Genomic DNA, 16,104 nt, shown 5'->3' on the forward strand with positions numbered 1-16,104 from the left:
GCCGCACGAGATGGGAACGTGGGTGCCGAAGCCTGCCCGCATCAAGGAGAAGGACCCCGAGGGGCGGATGCCCCTCGCGGAGCACCTGCGTGAGCTGCGCAACCGCCTCGCCAAGGGGCTGCTGGCCATCGTCGCCGTCACGATCGTGGCCGCCTTCTTCTACAACGACATCATCAACTTCTTCACCGACCCGGTCCTCGACTCGGTCGGCTGCTCGAAGTCGTTCGAGGAGCTGGCGAACTCCACCAACGCGGATCCCTGTGCCCAGATCACCATCAACGGCCTGCTCGGCCCCTTCACCCTCGCGCTGAAGGTGTCCCTGATGGCCGGTGTCGTCCTCGCCTCGCCGGTCTGGCTCTACCAGCTCTGGGCCTTCGTCGCGCCCGGTCTGCACCGGCACGAGAAGAAGTACGCGTACGCCTTCGTCGCCACCGGCGTGCCGCTGTTCTTCGCCGGCGCGTTCTTCGCCTACGTCGTGCTGCCCAAGACGGCCGAGGTGCTGATCGAGTTCACGCCGTTCGGTGTCGACAACCTGCTTCCCCTGGACGACCTGCTCGACCTGGTCACGCGCATGGTCGTCGTCTTCGGCCTCTCCTTCGAGCTGCCGCTGCTCCTGGTCATGCTGAACTTCACCGGGATCCTGACCGGCCGGCGGATGCTCGGCTGGTGGCGGGCCATGATCATGGGGATCACCGTCTTCGCGGCGGTCGCCACGCCCAGCACCGACCCGCTGACCATGCTGGCGCTGGCCGGGCCGATCTGGATCCTGTACTTCGGCGCGGTCGCCGTGTCCCTCGTGAACGACCGCCGCCGGGCCCGCCGGATCGCCCTGGAGCCCGCCGACGACGAGGCATCCGACCTCGACCTCACCCCCGAGGACATCGGCGAGATCGAGCCGGTGACCACCGCCCGCGCCCTGCCCGAGCAGTCCTCCCGCGACCGGGTCAACGGCTACGACGACGTGACCTGATCCGGCGGGCGCCCGGCGCCCGGCGTAAAGATCGTCCTGATGTCGGTGCGGCCCGGTACGCTCGAAAGCACGATGACAGAGGATCTCTCCCCGGCCGAGCGGTACGCGGCAGCCCGCGAGCGCGCCGCCGAGCAGGCCACCGCCCTCGCGTCCTTCCGCGAGATGTACGACTTCGGCCTCGACCCCTTCCAGATCGACGCCTGCCGGGCGCTCGAGGACGGCAAGGGCGTGCTGGTGGCCGCGCCCACCGGCTCCGGCAAGACCATCGTCGGCGAGTTCGCCGTCCACCTCGCCCTCCAGCAGGGCAGGAAGTGCTTCTACACGACACCCATCAAGGCCCTGTCGAACCAGAAGTACGCCGACCTGTGCCGCCGGTACGGATCGGACAAGGTGGGCCTGCTCACCGGCGACAACAGCGTGAACTCCGACGCCCCGGTGGTCGTGATGACCACCGAGGTGCTGCGCAACATGCTCTACGCGGGCTCCCAGACCCTCCTCGGCCTCGGCTACGTGGTCATGGACGAGGTGCACTACCTCTCCGACCGCTTCCGCGGCGCCGTGTGGGAAGAGGTGATCATCCACCTCCAGGAGTCGGTCACCCTGGTCTCCCTGTCGGCGACCGTGTCCAACGCGGAGGAGTTCGGCGACTGGCTGGACACCGTGCGCGGCGACACCCAGGTGATCGTCTCCGAGCACCGCCCGGTGCCGCTGTTCCAGCACGTGCTGGCGGGGCGCCGGATGTACGACCTGTTCGAGGAGGGCGAGGGCCGCAAGCGGGCCGTCAACCCCGACCTCACCCGCATGGCCCGCCTGGAGGCCAGCCGGCCCTCCTACCAGGACCGGCGGCGCGGCCGGCACATGCGCGAGGCCGACCGGGAGCGCGAGCGCCGCCAGCGCACCCGGATCTGGACGCCGGGCCGGCCCGAGGTCATCGAGCGGCTCGACAACGAGGGGCTGCTGCCCGCCATCACCTTCATCTTCAGCCGGGCCGGCTGCGAGTCCGCCGTCCAGCAGTGCCTGTACGCCGGGTTGCGGCTCAACGACGAGGAGGCGCGGGAGAGGGTGCGCGCCCTGGTCGAGGAGCGCACCGCCGCCATCCCGCCCGAGGACCTGCACGTCCTCGGCTACTACGAGTGGCTGGAGGGCCTGGAGCGCGGCATCGCCGCCCACCACGCCGGCATGCTGCCCACCTTCAAGGAGGTGGTCGAGGAGCTGTTCGTGCGCGGCCTCGTCAAGGCCGTCTTCGCCACCGAGACCCTGGCCCTCGGCATCAACATGCCGGCCCGCTCGGTGGTCCTGGAGAAGCTGGTCAAGTGGAACGGCGAGCAGCACGCCGACATCACCCCCGGCGAGTTCACCCAGCTCACCGGCCGGGCCGGGCGGCGCGGCATCGACGTCGAGGGCCACGCCGTGGTGCTGTGGCAGCGCGGCATGAACCCCGACCACCTCGCGGGCCTGGCCGGCACCCGCACCTATCCGCTGCGCTCCAGCTTCAAGCCGTCGTACAACATGGCGGTCAACCTGGTCGAGCAGTTCGGCCGGCACCGCTCCCGGGAGCTGCTCGAGACGTCCTTCGCGCAGTTCCAGGCGGACAAGTCGGTGGTCGGCATCTCCCGGCAGGTGCAGCGCAACGAGGAGGGCCTTGAGGGCTACCAGGCGTCCATGACCTGTCACCTCGGCGACTTCGAGGAGTACGCGGGGCTGCGCCGCCAGTTGAAGGACCGCGAGACCGAGCTGGCCCGGCAGGGCGCGGGGCAGCGGCGCGCCGAGGCCGCCGTGGCGCTGGAGAAGCTGAAGCCGGGCGACGTCATCCACGTGCCCACCGGCAAGTACGCGGGCCTCGCCCTGGTGCTCGAGCCGGGGCTGCCCGCCGGCCGGTCCAACGGGCACCGCGGCTTCGAGGGCCACGACGGTCCGCGCCCGCTGGTGCTGACCGCCGAGCGGCAGGTCAAGCGGCTGGCGGCGATGGACTTCCCGGTGCCCGTCGAGCCGCTGGAGCGGATGCGGATCCCCAAGACCTTCAACGCGCGCTCCCCGCAGTCCCGCCGCGACCTCGCCTCCGCGCTGCGCACCAAGGCCGGGCACATCCCGGCCGACCGGCACCGCAAGAAGCGCTCCCAGGCCGCCGACGACAAGGAGATCGCCCGGCTGCGCAAGGCGATCCGCGCCCACCCCTGCCACGGCTGCGACGACCGCGAGGACCACGCCCGCTGGGCCGAGCGCTACCACCGGCTGATGCGCGACACCTCGCAGCTGGAGCGCCGGATCGAGGGCCGCACCAACACCATCGCCCGCACCTTCGACCGCATCGTGGCCCTGCTCACCGAGCTGGACTACCTGCGCGGCGACGAGGTCACCGAGCACGGCAAGCGCCTCGCCCGGCTCTACGGCGAACTCGACCTGCTCGCCAGCGAGTGCCTGCGCGAGGGCGTCTGGGAGGGCCTGGCCCCGGCCGAGCTGGCCGCCTGCGTCTCGGCGCTGGTGTTCGAGTCGCGGGCCGCCGACGACGCCACCACGCCCAAGGTGCCCTCCGGCAAGGCCAAGGCCGCGCTCGGCGAGACCGTACGGATCTGGGGCCGGCTCGACGCCCTGGAGGAGGACTTCCGGATCAGCCAGACCGAGGGCGTCGGCCAGCGCGAGCCCGACCTCGGCTTCGCCTGGGCCGCCTACATGTGGGCGTCCGGCAAGGGCCTGGACGAGGTGCTGCGCGAGGCGGAGATGCCGGCCGGCGACTTCGTGCGCTGGTGCAAGCAGGTCATCGACGTGCTCGGCCAGATCGCCGCCGCCGCGCCCGGCGCGGAGTCGACCGTGCCGAAGAACGCCCGCAAGGCGGTCGAGGCGCTGCTGCGCGGGGTGGTCGCCTACTCGTCGGTGGGCTGACCCCCTCTCAGGGGCCCGGTGGACACCGTCCGCCGGGCCCTTTCGCACGCTCGTACGCCGTCACGTGTGGTGTTCGAGTGACTTCGGGGTGTGCGGAATCCCCGAGGGTACTGCGCCGCCCGCGCCCGTTTCAGGCGCTTGCCGAAGTCTGCCCGGCGTTGATCCGCTCGCCGCTAAGCTCGCCCGCAGCGCACCGAGTTGAGGTGGAATCGCGCGTTTGTTCCCGATGCGCCGAACCTCCCGACGTGCCGCACCCCCAGCGAGCATCCCCGCCCCGCCGACCCGTCTTCAGAGGCCCATATGGTGAGTGTCGATACCCCTCCAGGGCGCCGTGAACTGCCCTACGCGCGCGTGCTCCTGCTGCCGGCCATCGTGATGGCCGCGGCAACCGGGGCCGCCGTCGCCCTGGTGACCGGCCCGGCCCGGCTCGCCGTGCTCTGCTGCGGCGCCGTCGCCACCGTCCTGGTGCTCGCGACGGCGGCCGAGGCGGTGCGCCGAGGCCGCGTCCTGCGCGAGGTGCGCGCCGAACACGCACAGCACAGCGCCCAGTTGGAGCGCCGGGCGGCCGGGCACCACGCCGAGATGGTCCGCCTCGGCGACGAGATCGTGCCCACCGCGCTGCGCTACATGCGGCACGGCAACACCCCCGACGAGACCCTGCGCCACCTCGGCGACCTCGACCCGTCCTACGCCGGCCTCGGCGAACCCCAGCGGCGGCTGATCCGCATGGTGTGCGGCCTGGTCGACCACGAGATCGCGATGCGCGAGTCGGCCGAGCGGTCCTTCGTCGACATCGCCCGGCGCGTCCAGGCCATCGTCCACCAGCAGAACAAGGAACTGCGCGAGATGGAGGAGGACCACGGGCGCAACCCCGAGGTCTTCGACGACCTGCTGCGCATCGACCACGGCACCGCGCTGATCGGCCGCCTCGCCGACTCCATCTCCGTCATCGGCGGCGGCCGGCCCGGCCGCCAGTGGCCCGAACCGGTCGCCCTCTACAGCGTGCTGCGCGGCGCCATGTCCCGGATCCTGGAGTACCGCCGGATCAACCTGGCCTCCATCGCCAAGGTCAACATCAAGGGCACCGCCGTCGAGCCGGTCATCCACGCCGCGGCCGAGCTGCTCGACAACGCCACCCGCTACTCGCCGCCGCACGCCAAGGTGCACGTCACCGCGACCGAGGTGCAGTCCGGGGTGTGCATCGAGATCGAGGACGCCGGCGTCAGCCTCAGCGAGGAGTCCCGGGGCCGCATCGAGGCCCTCCTGGAGCGCGCCAAGCGCGGCACCGACGTCCAGGACCTCAGCTCCCACCCGCGCCTCGGCCTCTCCGTCGTGGGCCGGCTGTGCACGCAGTACGACATGGACGTCTCGCTGCGCGCCTCGGCGTACGGCGGGGTGCGGGCCATCCTCATCGTGCCGGGCAAGATGATGACCAACGAGCCCGGCGTCGGCCTCGCCCACGGCATCGGCGCCACCTCGATCCCCGCGCCAGGACCCGACGCGCTGCCCGGCCCGGAGCGCAAGCCCAAGAAGCGCCGACCCACCAGCCCGCGCGTCCCGGCCGCCGCGAGCCCCTTGGAGGACGACGTCCCCGAGGTCACCGAGTGGACCCCGGGCGGGCTGCCGCAGCGCCGCAGCCGGGTCAAGACCCCGCTCAGCGAGCGGATCGCCGCCGAGGCCGCCTGGGAGCGCGAGGACGCCGAGCGCGAGGCCCGGCAGGCCGCCGAACGGGCCCGCCGGGCCACCCTGACCCCCGCCGAGCCGGAGCCCGAACCCGCCCCCGCGCCCCCGCCGGGCCAGTGGGTCGGGTCCTTCTGGGAGGGCCTGCGCGCCCACCCGGAGCTGACCCAGGCCTTCCAGCAGCCCACCACCGAGCCGGCCCACACCCCGGCCGACGACGAGGGGAACCTCACGTGATCGAGCAGCAAGGCAAGTTCGACTGGATGCTCCGGGACCTCTACGACGGCGTCCCCGGCATCGAGATGATCGTCGTGCTCTCCGCCGACGGCCTGCGCATCGCCCGCTACTCCGGCGACCCCGACGCCGCCGACCGCGTCGCCGCCGCCTGCGCCGGCCTGCAGAGCCTGGCCGGCGCCGTCGCCCAGGAGATCCCCACCAGCGACGGCGCGATGCGCCTGGTCATCGTCGAGATGAACGGCGGCTACTTCTACCTGATGGCCGCCGGGCCCAACGCCTACCTGGCGGTGCTCTCCGACGTCCGCTGCGAACCCGGCCGGATGAGCATGAGCATGGGCGACCTGGTCGCCCGCATCGGCCCGCACCTGACCAGCCCCGCCCGGCGCAGCGGGCAGACCGTATGAGCCCTCCCCGGCGCCAGAGGCGCGCACCCGGAGACCCGCCGCCGGCCGCGCCCCCGCAGACGCCCGGCGGGGAGGGCGAACGGCGCAACCCCGAGCGGCTGTTCGTCATCGGCGGCGACGGCGGCGGCGAACGCGCCGACATCGACCTGGTCACCCTGATCGTGGCCCGCGCCGACCCACCGGTGTCCGCCACCCCCGAACAGGCGGCCCTGCTGCGGCTGTGCGCCGCGCCGCTGTCCGTCGCCGAGCTGTCGGCCTATCTGAGCCTGCCGTTCAGCGTGGTGACGGTGCTCCTCACCGACCTGCTCGCGGCCGAGCTGGTGCACGCGCGCGCCCCGGTCGCCCGCCGCAGGACCGCCGACCGAACCCTCCTCGAAGCGGTGATGCATGGACTTCAAAAACTCTGAGACGGACTTCCACGGCTCGGCGACCGTCCCCGGTCCGCGCACCGAGGACCGGCTGCCGCAGACCGCCGAGGCCGCCGTGAAGATCGTCATCGTGGGCGGCTTCGGGGTCGGCAAGACCACCATGGTCGGCTCGGTCAGCGAGATCCGGCCGCTGACCACCGAGGAGACCATGACGCAGGCCGGCATCGGCATCGACGACAACTACGGGTCACCCTCCAAGACCGCCACCACCGTGGCCATGGACTTCGGCCGGATCAGCATCACGGAGCAACTCGTCCTCTACCTCTTCGGCACCCCCGGCCAGGAGCGCTTCTGGTTCCTGTGGAACGGCCTGTTCGAGGGCGCGCTCGGCGCCGTGGTGCTGGTCGACACCCGCCGCCTGGAGGTCAGCTTCGACGTCATGGGCCGCCTGGAGGAGCGCGGGGTGCCCTTCGTCGTCGCCGTCAACACCTTCCCCGACGCGCCCCGCTACCCCGTCGCCGAGCTGCGCCAGGCCCTCGACCTGCCCGAGGAGATCCCGATCCTCGACTGCGACGTGCGGCGCCGGGCCTCCAGCCGCGACGTCCTGCTGACCCTGACGCGCTTCCTGCACTCCCTCGCCCTGAAGGGCGCGCCCGCCTGACCCGCCCCACCGACCGATCCCCTCACTGCCCCGGAGCGACACTGTGACGCCTGAACGCCACGCCCCGAACGGAACGGGCGACTCCCTGCTCCAGCCGCCCCCCGGCTGCCCCGCCCACGACCTCGGACCCGGCGGACTGCACCGGCTCTCCGAGGCGGCCGACCCGGACGAGCTGTACGAGCGGCTGCGCGGCCAGTACGGGCCGGTGGCGCCGGTCCTGCTGCACGACGACGTCCCCATGTGGGTGGTCCTCGGCCACGCCGAGAACCTGCACATGGTGAGCACCCCCGCCCAGTACTGCCGCGACAGCCGCATCTGGGGGCCGCTCGGCGAGGGCATGGTCAAGCCCGACCACCCGCTGATGCCGCACATCGCCTGGCAGCCCATCTGCTCGCACGCCGAGGGCGACGAGCACAAGCGGCTGCGCGGCGCGGTGACCGCCGCCATGTCGGGGCTCGACTTCCGCGACCTGCGCCGGCACATCAGGCGCCACACCCAGCGCCTGGTCAACCGCTTCTGCGAGGAGGGCCGCGCCGATCTCGTCGGCCAGTTCGCCGAGCACCTGCCGATGGGCGTGCTGTGCCATCTGCTCGGCATGCCGGACGAGTTCAACGACCGGATGGTGGAGGCGGCCCGCGACACCCTCAAAGGCACCGAGACCGCCATCGCCAGCCACGGCTACGTCATGGACGCCCTCGCCCGGCTCACCGCCCGCAGCCGCGCCGAGCCCGGCGACGACATCGCCGGGCGCCTGGTCACCCACCCGGCCGGGCTCAGCGACGACGAGGTCCGCGAGCACCTGCGGGTGGTGCTGCTCGCCGCCTACGAGGCGACCACCAACCTCCTCGCCAACGTGGTGCGCGTGGTGCTCACCGACCCCGGCTTCCGCGCGCAGCTCAGCGGCGGGCAGATGACCGTGCCGGAGGCGGTGGAGCAGTCCCTGTGGGACGAGCCGCCCTTCAGCACCGTCTTCGCCTACTTCGCCAAGCAGGACACCGAACTGGGCGGCCAGCGCATCCGCAAGGGCGACGGGCTGCTCCTCGGCATCGCGCCCGGCAACGTCGACCCCCGGGTGCGGCCCGACCCCGAGGCCGGGATGCAGGGCAACCGCTCCCACCTCGCCTTCGGCGGCGGCCCGCACGAGTGCCCGGGGCAGGACATCGGGCGCGCCATCGCCGACGCCGGCATCGACGCGCTGCTCCTGCGGCTGCCGGACGTCCAGCTGGCCGTGCCGGAGGAGGACTTGCGCTGGCGGTCCTCCATCGCCTCGCGGCACCTGGTGGAGCTGCCGGTGCGGTTCGAGCCCAAGGCCCAGCAGGACGTGATGCAGCAGCCGAGCCACGCGCCGGTGCCGCCGCAGCGGGCCGACTGGCACGTGGGGCTGCCGCCGGAGCCGCGCCCCGAGCCCCAGCCTGTGCCGGCGGCCGCTGCTGTCCCGCCCGAGCCGGTCCTGCCGCCGGAGGTGCCTCGGCCCCGGGGAGCCTGGCAGCGCTTCCTGGTGTGGTGGCGCGGCTACTGAGCCCAGTCCTCGTACGCCTCCCACGCCGCGAGGGAGCGCGCGCTGCGGAAGCGGTGCTCGCGGCCCGTGACCGGGTCGGTGAACGCCAGCTCCCGGGCCAGCAGTTGCAGCGGGCGCCGGAAGTCGCCGGGCGGCACGCGGGGGGCCACCTCGGGGTAGAGGGGGTCGCCGAGGATGGGTACGCCGAGGGTGTTCAGGTGCACGCGGAGTTGGTGGGTCTGGCCGGTGCGCGGGACCAGCCGGTAGCGGGCCAGGGCGGGTGCGGTGGCCGTCGCGGGGCGGTGCGCGGCCTCCTCGACGAGGGTCTCGGCGTTGGGCTCGCCCGGGATCTCGCGGGCGGCCAGCACGCCGCGCTCCTTGAGGATGCGGCTGCGTACGGTGCGGGGGAGGGCCAGCTCCGGGGCGTACGGCGCTACGGCCTCGTACTCCTTGCGCACCCGGCGGTCGCGGAACAGCGCCTGGTACGCGCCGCGTTCGTCCGGGCGCACGGTGAACATGACGAGGCCGGCGGTGAGCCGGTCCAGGCGGTGCGCGGCGCCGAGCGCCGGGAGGTCGAGGTCGCGGCGGAGGCGGGCCAGCGCGGTCTCGGTGACGTGGCCGCCGCGGGGGGTGGTCGCGAGGAAGTGCGGCTTGTCGGCGACGACGAGGTGGGCGTCGCGGTAGACGACCTCCAGGGGGAAGGGCACGGGCACCTCCGGGCGGAGGTCGCGGTGGAAGAAGACGTACGTGCCGGGGTGGTAGGGCGTGTCCGCCGTGACGGGGTGTCCGTCGCCGGCGACGAACTCGCCGGTGGCGAGCATGGCGTCGACCGTCCCGGGGCCCGCGCCGGAGAGCCGCTCCAGCAGGTACGCGCGTACCGTGCCCCAGCCTCCGGCGGGCAGTCGGACCCGTACCGCGTCCACGCCGGCGCGCTGCGGGAGGGGGGAGGGCGGGGGTGGGGTGCGGCGGCGTCTCATCGACGGCCAGACTACGGGGGCATGCCCTATCTGACACGTCCGGTGCTGCCTGTCGGCACCTTCTCCCGCCGTTCCCAGCCCACGCTTTCCAGCGGTGACGGCTTGCTGCTGGGACTGAGGTGGTCTTGAGGGTGCGGGCGCGTCGTGGCTGGTCGCGCAGTTCCCCGCGCCCCTAGGTACGCGTAGCTGCGGGCAGTCGTGCCGCTGGGGCGGCACGGGTGGGCGCTGGGGGTCCCCCCTGCTCGAAGAGCTTGGGGGAGGCACCCCGCTGCGCCGGGCTGCGAGAGGCCCCCGCGCTCAGGCGCCGGCACCCCCGTTGCGCCGCGGCGCGTCACGCCCCCCCGGTTACGCCGACGGAGTCTCCTGTTCCGCCTCGATCCGCGCGTTCCACTCCGGCTTCGACGCCTGCCAGCCGTCCTCGTTGTGGCCGAGGCGCCAGTAGCCGGAGATGGAGAGGTCCTCGCGGGCGATGGACCGGTCCATGCGCAGGTAGCGGCGGAGTTCCTTCACGGAGCCCGCCTCGCCGTGCACGAAGGCGTGGACGCGGCCCTCGGGGAAGTCCAGGGCGCGTACGGCCTCGACCAGTGCCTCGCCGGACGGGCGGCCGGCGCGGTGCAGCCAGATCACGTCCACGTCGGAGTCGATCTTCTGCTCCTCCTCGGGCCCGTCCACCTCCACGAAGGCGAAAGCGCGGGCCCCGGCGGGCAGTGCCTCCAGGGAGCGGGCGATGGCGGGCAGCGCGCTCTCGTCGCCGGCCAGCAGGTGCCAGTCGGCGGCCGGGTCGGGGGCGTAGGCGCCGCCGGGGCCGAAGAAGCGGACCGTCTCGCCGGGCTGGACGCGGCGCGCCCAGGGGCCGGCCAGGCCCTCGTCGCCGTGGATGACGAAGTCGAGGGTCAGCTCGCGGTGCTCGGCGTCCCACTGGCGCACGGTGTAGGTGCGGGTCACCGGCCAGTGCTCGCGCGGCAGCTCCTCGCGGATGCGCTCCATGTCGAAGGGCTCCGGATACGTGACGCCGTCCACCGGGAAGAGCAGCTTCACGTAGTGGTCGGTGCAGGTGTCCGCCGAGAAGGCGGCGAGTCCCTCACCGCCGACCACCACGCGCTGCATGTGCGGGGTCAGCCGCTCGGTGCGGACGACCTGCGCAGTGTGCGCCACGCGCGGCTTGCGTCCCGGACGGTCTGCCATGACGGCCTCCCATATGACGGAGTTAGGTATACCTAAGCTAGCATCCCCGGCGTTATGCGGTGAGCGTCGACAGGAGACGGTCGAGCGAGCCGCCCAGGCCCCAGCGTGCCGCCAGCTCCTTCAGCGCCGCCGGGTCGCGCGGGGCGTGCGGCAGCTCGGTCGGCACGTCGGGCAGCGGCACGTCGCCGGCCACCCGGACCACCTTCGGCGCCACCGCGAGGTAGGGCTCCGCCTCGGTCAGCCGCCGGCGCTGGGTGGGCGTCAGCTTCGCCGCCGGGTCCGCCGCCGCGGCCTGGATGCCGGCCAGGTCGCCGTACTCGGCGAGCAGCTTGGCCGCCGTCTTCTCGCCGATGCCGGGCACCCCGGGCAGGCCGTCGCTCGGGTCGCCGCGCAGCAGCGCCAGGTCGGCGTAGCCGGCGCCGTCGACGCCGTACTTCTCGCGCAGCCACGCCTCGTCGGTGAGCTGGAGGGTGCCGACGCCCTTGAGCGGGTAGAGCACGCGCACCCCGCGGGCGTCGTCGACCAGCTGGTAGAGGTCCCGGTCGCCGGTGACGATGTCGACCGGCCCGGTGGCGCGGGCGGTGTAGGTGCCGATGACGTCGTCGGCCTCGTAGCCGGGCACGCCGACGCGGGCGATGCCGAGCGCGTCCAGGACGGTCTCGATCACCGGGACCTGGGGGGAGAGGGTGTCCGGTACCTCCTCCTGGTCGGGGCCCGCGGGGCGTTCCTCGGCGACCCGGTGGGCCTTGTAGGAGGGGATCAGCTCCACCCGCCAGTGCGGGCGCCAGTCGGCGTCCATGCAGGCGACCAGGAGGTCGGGGCGGTGGTCCTTCACCAGGCGGTCGATGAAGTCGAGCAGTCCGCGCACGGCGTTCACCGGTGTGCCGTCGGGGGCCTTCACCGAGTCCGGCACGCCGAAGTAGGCGCGGAAGTAGAGGGAGGCGGTGTCGAGGAGCATCAGTCGTCCGGTCACGCCTCGCATCATGCCGCAGGCCCGGGCCCCGGGCGGGAGCGGCATGTGAACTGGGCCACTTCCGAGTTTGACCGAAGGCGATCGGGGCATGCGCGCAGCCGGGTCGAAGCTGGTTGATGCGATCAACAATCGCACCGGTTCCGGACCCGTGTCCCTGTCCCCGAGCCGCGAGGTGAGCGTGTCAGCAAGGCTAGAGGCCGAGAACCTGTACAAGGTCTTCGGCAGACGACCCGACCAGGCGGTCGAACGACTGCGTGAGGGAACCGACCGGGAGGAGCTGCGCGCCGACGGCACCACGGCCGCCGTCATCGACGCCTCCTTCACGGTGGAGCCCGGTGAGATCTTCGTGGTCATGGGGCTGTCCGGGTCCGGCAAGTCCACCCTGCTGCGCATGCTCAACGGCCTGCTCGAGCCGACCGCCGGGCATGTCCGCTACGGCGGCCAGGACCTGACCGAACTCGGTGACCGGGGCCTGCGCGAGGTCCGCTCCAAGCAGATCAGCATGGTCTTCCAGCACTTCGCGCTGTTCCCGCACCGCAGCGTCCGCGACAACGCCGCCTACGGCCTGGAAGTGCAGGGCGTGCCCCGCGCCGAGCGCGAACGCCGCGCCGACGAGGCGCTCGCCCTGTGCGGCCTGGCCGGCTGGGAGAAGTCCTGGCCCGACGAGCTGTCCGGCGGCATGCAGCAGCGGGTGGGCCTGGCCCGCGCGCTGGCCACCGACGCCGACCTGCTCCTCATGGATGAGTCCTTCAGCGCGCTGGACCCGCTGATCCGCCGCGACATGCAGGACCAGTTGCTGGAACTGCAGAAGAAGCTGAAGAAGACCATCGTCTTCATCACCCACGACCTGAACGAGGCCATGCGCCTGGGCGACCGCGTCGCCATGATGCGGGACGGCCGGATCGTGCAGATCGGCACCGCCCAGGACATCCTGATCAAGCCCGCCAACGACTACGTCGCCTCCTTCACCCAGGATGTCGACCGCTCCCGGGTGCTGACCGCCGGCGCGGTCATGGACACCGACGTGCGCGGCGACGAGGCGGACTGCGGCTGCGAGACCGCGACGCCCGAGACGCCGTTCACCGAGCTGTGCGCCATCAGCGCCCGTGTGCCGCACCCCGTGGCCGTGGTCGAGAAGGGCGGCCGGCTGGTCGGCGTCGTGCCGGACCGGCGGCTGATCGGCTTCCTCGGCGACGAGCAGGCCGAGGCCGGCATCTGCGACACGCCGCGTGACAAGGGCGGCGAGAAGGTGATGGCCCGTGCCTAGGATCCCGCTCGGCGACTGGGTCAACGACGCGGTCGACTGGCTGCTCGCCCACGTCTCGTGGCTGTTCGACTTCTTCAAGAGCGTCTTCACCGGCGCCTACGACGCCATCGTCGCCGTCCTCCAGGCGCCCCAGCCGCTGCTTCTCGCCGGCATCTTCGCGGTGATCGCCTTCTGGCTGCGCGGCACCGTGGCCGGCGTCCTGACCTTCCTCGGCTTCGCCTTCATCGACTCCCTGGAACTCTGGGACAACGCGATGGTGACGCTGTCCCTGGTGCTGGTCGCCACACTGATAGCCCTGGTGATATCCGTGCCGGTCGGCATCTGGGCGGCCCGCTCGGACCGGGTCAGCGCCGTGGTGCGGCCGGTGCTCGACTTCATGCAGACGCTGCCCGCGATGATCTACCTCATCCCGGCGATCCTGTTCTTCGGCACCGGCGCCTCCGCCGGCATCGTCGCCACGCTGATCTTCGCGCTCGCCCCCGGCGTCCGCATGACCGAGCTGGGCATCCGCCAGGTCGACCAGGAGCTGGTCGAGGCCGCCGAGGCGTTCGGCACCTCCAAGCGCAACACACTGCTGCGCGTCCAGCTGCCGCTGGCGCTGCCCACCGTGATGGCGGGCGTCAACCAGGTGATCATGCTCGGCCTGTCCATGGCCGCGATCGCCGGCATGGTCGGCACCGGCGGCCTCGGTGGCGACGTCAACGAGGCCATCGGCCAGCTCAACGTGGGCCTCGGCTCCGAGGCCGGCGTCGCCATCGTGATCCTCGCGATCTACCTGGACCGGATGACCAGTGCCCTGGGCACCCAGGTCTCCCCGCTGGGGCGCCGCGCCGCCGCCAAGGCGCGCGCCGCGCAGGGCCTCAAGATCTGGTCCTACCGCCCCCGCCCGCAGGTCGCCGTGATCGGCGTCGTGATCCTCGGCCTGGTGGCCGGCGGCATGGGCCTCTTCGGCGGGAGCGACGGCGACTCCGCCCCGGTCGCCGACGGCAAGAACGTCGGCCAGGGCAAGAAGGTCACCATCGGCTACATCCCGTGGGACGAGGGCGTCGCCTCCACCTTCCTGTGGAAGGAGATCCTCGAACAGCGCGGGTACAAGGTCGACGTCAAGCAGTACGAGGCCGGCCCGCTCTACACCTCGCTGGCCCAGGGCAGCGTCGACTTCGAGACCGACTCCTGGCTGCCCACCACGCACGAGCAGTACTGGAAGAAGTACGGCAAGCAGCTCGACGACCTCGGCGCCTGGTACAAGCAGACGTCCCTGGAGCTGGCCGTGCCCTCCTACGTCAAGGGCATCGACTCCCTGGACGACCTCAAGGGCAAGGGCGGCACCTTCGACGGCAAGATCACCGGCATCGAGTCCAGCGCCGGTGAGATGTCCCTGCTCAAGAGCAAGGTGATGAAGGAGTACGGCCTCGACAAGGAGTACAAGGCCGTCGACAGCTCCACGCCCGCCATGCTGGCCGAGCTGAAGCGCGCCTACTCCAAGAAGGAGCCGATCCTCACCACCCTGTGGTCCCCGCACTGGGCGTACAACGACTACGACCTGAAGAAGCTCAAGGACCCCAAGGGCGCCTGGGGCAAGGGCGACGGCGTGCACACCCTGTCCCGCAAGGGGTTCGCCGGGGACAACCCGGCCGTCGCCAAGTGGCTGAAGAAGTTCTCGCTGACCGAGAAGCAGCTCACCAGCCTCGAGGCCGCGATCAACAAGGCCGGCAAGGGCGGCCAGCAGGACGCCGTCCGCGGCTGGCTGAAGGACAACCCGGGCCTGGTCGACAAGCTGGCCCCGGTCGAGGGCGCCGGCGCCAAGCCCGCCGAGGCCAAGCAGGCCCTCGACGTGGCCTGGTTCCCCTGGGACGAGGACGTCGCCGTCACCTACCTGTGGAAGAACGTCCTGGAGCGGCGCGGCTACAAGCTGAACCTCAAGCAGATGGACGTCGGCCCGGTCTACACCGGCCTCGCCTCCGGCGACCTGGACGTCAACTTCGACGCCTGGCTGCCGTACGCCCAGAAGAACTTCTGGGACAAGAGCAAGGACAACCTCACCGACCTCGGCAGCTGGTACCAGCCGACGTCCCTGGAGGTGGCCGTCCCCTCGTACGTGAAGGACGTCAAGTCCCTCGCGGACCTCAAGGGGAAGTCCGGCACCTTCCACGGGAAGATCATCGGTATCGAGCCCGGCACCGGTGAGATGGACCTGCTGAAGAACAAGGTGCTGCCCGGCTACGGCCTGGACAAGGAGTACAAGGTCGTCGACGGCTCCACCCCGGCGATGCTGGCCGAGCTGAAGCGGGCCTACGCCAAGAAGGAGCCGGTCGCCGTCGTGCTCTGGTCGCCGCACTGGGCGTACAACGAGTACAAGCTGACCAAGCTGGCCGACGACAAGAAGCTCTTCGGCGAGGGCAACACCATCCGCACCATCTCGAACAAGAAGTTCCCGGGCGAGTATCCGCAGCTCACCAAGTGGATCAAGAACTTCAAGATGAGCGAGGACGAGCTGGGCAGCCTGGAGGCCGAGATCAAGGACCAGGGGCAGGGCCACGAGGAGGACGCCGTGGCCGCCTGGCTCAAGGAGCACCCGGACATGGTCGGCCGGATGACTCCGTAGCGGCCGGTCCGCGGTCACCCGAGGGGGGGGGGGGGGGGGGGGCGGCGGGGGGGGCGCCCCCCCCCCCCCCCCCCCCCCCCCCCGCGGGGGCGGGGGGGCGGGCGGCGGCGGGGGGGGGGGGGGCCCCCGGGGGGGGGGGGGGCCGGCCCCCGCGGGGCCCCCCCCCCCACCCCTCGCTCGTCGCACGGCAAGGATCCGGCCAACCACGGAGCGCCAGGCCGCCGACCGGTCGCGGTATCCGAAGGGGGCGGACCGGTGGGAACATGGAGACCCGTCGACGGACGGGACGCCCGCGGTGGCGAGAGCCGTGAGGTCCCGGCCACCGCACCGTGACGCCGATGTGACGACCGCGTGAAACGGTTTGCCGGACCTGCGTAGGGTGCAGAGAACCCCTTGGGC

Annotated in this window: 12 protein-coding genes; 9 read left to right on the plus strand and 3 right to left on the minus strand. The window is 72.2% G+C overall.

The window, feature by feature from the left end; all coding sequences use genetic code 11:
• Positions 1–22 precede the first annotated feature (22 nt).
• The 7 genes from tatC (at position 23) to ACGFZL_RS25415 (ending at position 8,719) form a co-directional block, all read left to right on the plus strand.
• Positions 23–970, plus strand: coding sequence for a twin-arginine translocase subunit TatC (gene tatC, locus ACGFZL_RS25385; RefSeq protein ID WP_355172754.1), 948 nt, complete (start codon positions 23–25; stop codon positions 968–970).
• Between the two features lie 72 nt (positions 971–1,042).
• A complete protein-coding gene (locus tag ACGFZL_RS25390) occupies positions 1,043–3,850 on the plus strand; it encodes a DEAD/DEAH box helicase (protein WP_393694995.1) in 2,808 nt (935 codons plus the stop codon).
• A 300-nt stretch (positions 3,851–4,150) separates the two neighbouring features.
• Complete coding sequence (locus tag ACGFZL_RS25395) at positions 4,151–5,767, plus strand: sensor histidine kinase (RefSeq protein WP_393694997.1); 1,617 nt, start codon at positions 4,151–4,153, stop codon at positions 5,765–5,767.
• Between the two features lie 26 nt (positions 5,768–5,793).
• Positions 5,794–6,171 (plus strand): roadblock/LC7 domain-containing protein, encoded by a 378-nt coding sequence (locus ACGFZL_RS25400; protein ID WP_393695072.1) that lies wholly within the window; start codon positions 5,794–5,796, stop codon positions 6,169–6,171.
• Complete coding sequence (locus ACGFZL_RS25405; protein ID WP_355172762.1) at positions 6,168–6,578, plus strand: DUF742 domain-containing protein; 411 nt, start codon at positions 6,168–6,170, stop codon at positions 6,576–6,578. Before ACGFZL_RS25400 ends, ACGFZL_RS25405 begins: the two co-directional genes overlap by 4 nt.
• Positions 6,559–7,200 carry an ATP/GTP-binding protein gene (locus ACGFZL_RS25410; RefSeq protein WP_355172764.1) on the plus strand — a complete coding sequence of 214 codons (642 nt, stop codon included), beginning with the start codon at positions 6,559–6,561 and terminating at the stop codon, positions 7,198–7,200. The genes ACGFZL_RS25405 and ACGFZL_RS25410 overlap by 20 nt, the downstream gene beginning before the upstream one ends.
• 43 nt (positions 7,201–7,243) lie before the next feature.
• Positions 7,244–8,719: a cytochrome P450 gene (locus tag ACGFZL_RS25415; protein ID WP_393695000.1), complete on the plus strand. Its 1,476-nt coding sequence runs from the start codon at positions 7,244–7,246 to the stop codon at positions 8,717–8,719.
• On the opposite strand, the gene ACGFZL_RS25420 is transcribed toward ACGFZL_RS25415, so the two are convergent.
• The 3 genes from ACGFZL_RS25420 to ACGFZL_RS25430 form a co-directional block, all read right to left on the minus strand.
• Positions 8,713–9,675 (minus strand): pseudouridine synthase, encoded by a 963-nt coding sequence (locus ACGFZL_RS25420; protein ID WP_393695002.1) that lies wholly within the window; start codon positions 9,673–9,675, stop codon positions 8,713–8,715. The two genes, ACGFZL_RS25415 and ACGFZL_RS25420, sit on opposite strands and share 7 nt — an antisense overlap.
• A gap of 345 nt (positions 9,676–10,020) precedes the next feature.
• Entirely contained in the window at positions 10,021–10,860 is an 840-nt protein-coding gene (locus ACGFZL_RS25425) for a siderophore-interacting protein (protein ID WP_393695004.1), read from the minus strand.
• A gap of 52 nt (positions 10,861–10,912) precedes the next feature.
• Positions 10,913–11,818 (minus strand): 5'-3' exonuclease H3TH domain-containing protein, encoded by a 906-nt coding sequence (locus tag ACGFZL_RS25430; protein ID WP_393695074.1) that lies wholly within the window; start codon positions 11,816–11,818, stop codon positions 10,913–10,915.
• Positions 11,819–12,011: 193 nt separating this feature from the next.
• On the opposite strand from ACGFZL_RS25430, the gene ACGFZL_RS25435 reads away from it, so the two are divergent.
• Both ACGFZL_RS25435 and ACGFZL_RS25440 read left to right on the plus strand, forming a co-directional pair.
• Positions 12,012–13,100: a glycine betaine/L-proline ABC transporter ATP-binding protein gene (locus ACGFZL_RS25435; protein WP_393695006.1), complete on the plus strand. Its 1,089-nt coding sequence runs from the start codon at positions 12,012–12,014 to the stop codon at positions 13,098–13,100.
• Positions 13,093–15,705, plus strand: a complete 2,613-nt coding sequence (locus ACGFZL_RS25440) for an ABC transporter permease/substrate binding protein (protein ID WP_355172776.1) — start codon at positions 13,093–13,095, stop codon at positions 15,703–15,705. Before ACGFZL_RS25435 ends, ACGFZL_RS25440 begins: the two co-directional genes overlap by 8 nt.
• Positions 15,706–16,104 lie beyond the last annotated feature (399 nt).

It is taken from the genome of Streptomyces sp. NPDC048182 (assembly GCF_043202555.1).
In the GTDB taxonomy this organism is placed as follows: domain Bacteria; phylum Actinomycetota; class Actinomycetes; order Streptomycetales; family Streptomycetaceae; genus Streptomyces.

Coding starts and splice junctions, on each gene's coding strand:
- ACGFZL_RS25390 (WP_393694995.1), top strand. CDS start 1,043: ATGACAGAGGATCTCTCCCCGGCCGAGCGGTACGCGGCAGCCCGCGAG.
- ACGFZL_RS25395 (WP_393694997.1), top strand. CDS start 4,151: ATGGTGAGTGTCGATACCCCTCCAGGGCGCCGTGAACTGCCCTACGCG.
- ACGFZL_RS25400 (WP_393695072.1), top strand. CDS start 5,794: ATGCTCCGGGACCTCTACGACGGCGTCCCCGGCATCGAGATGATCGTC.
- ACGFZL_RS25405 (WP_355172762.1), top strand. CDS start 6,168: ATGAGCCCTCCCCGGCGCCAGAGGCGCGCACCCGGAGACCCGCCGCCG.
- ACGFZL_RS25410 (WP_355172764.1), top strand. CDS start 6,559: ATGGACTTCAAAAACTCTGAGACGGACTTCCACGGCTCGGCGACCGTC.
- ACGFZL_RS25420 (WP_393695002.1), bottom strand. CDS start 9,675: ATGAGACGCCGCCGCACCCCACCCCCGCCCTCCCCCCTCCCGCAGCGC.
- ACGFZL_RS25425 (WP_393695004.1), bottom strand. CDS start 10,860: ATGGCAGACCGTCCGGGACGCAAGCCGCGCGTGGCGCACACTGCGCAG.
- ACGFZL_RS25430 (WP_393695074.1), bottom strand. CDS start 11,818: ATGCTCCTCGACACCGCCTCCCTCTACTTCCGCGCCTACTTCGGCGTG.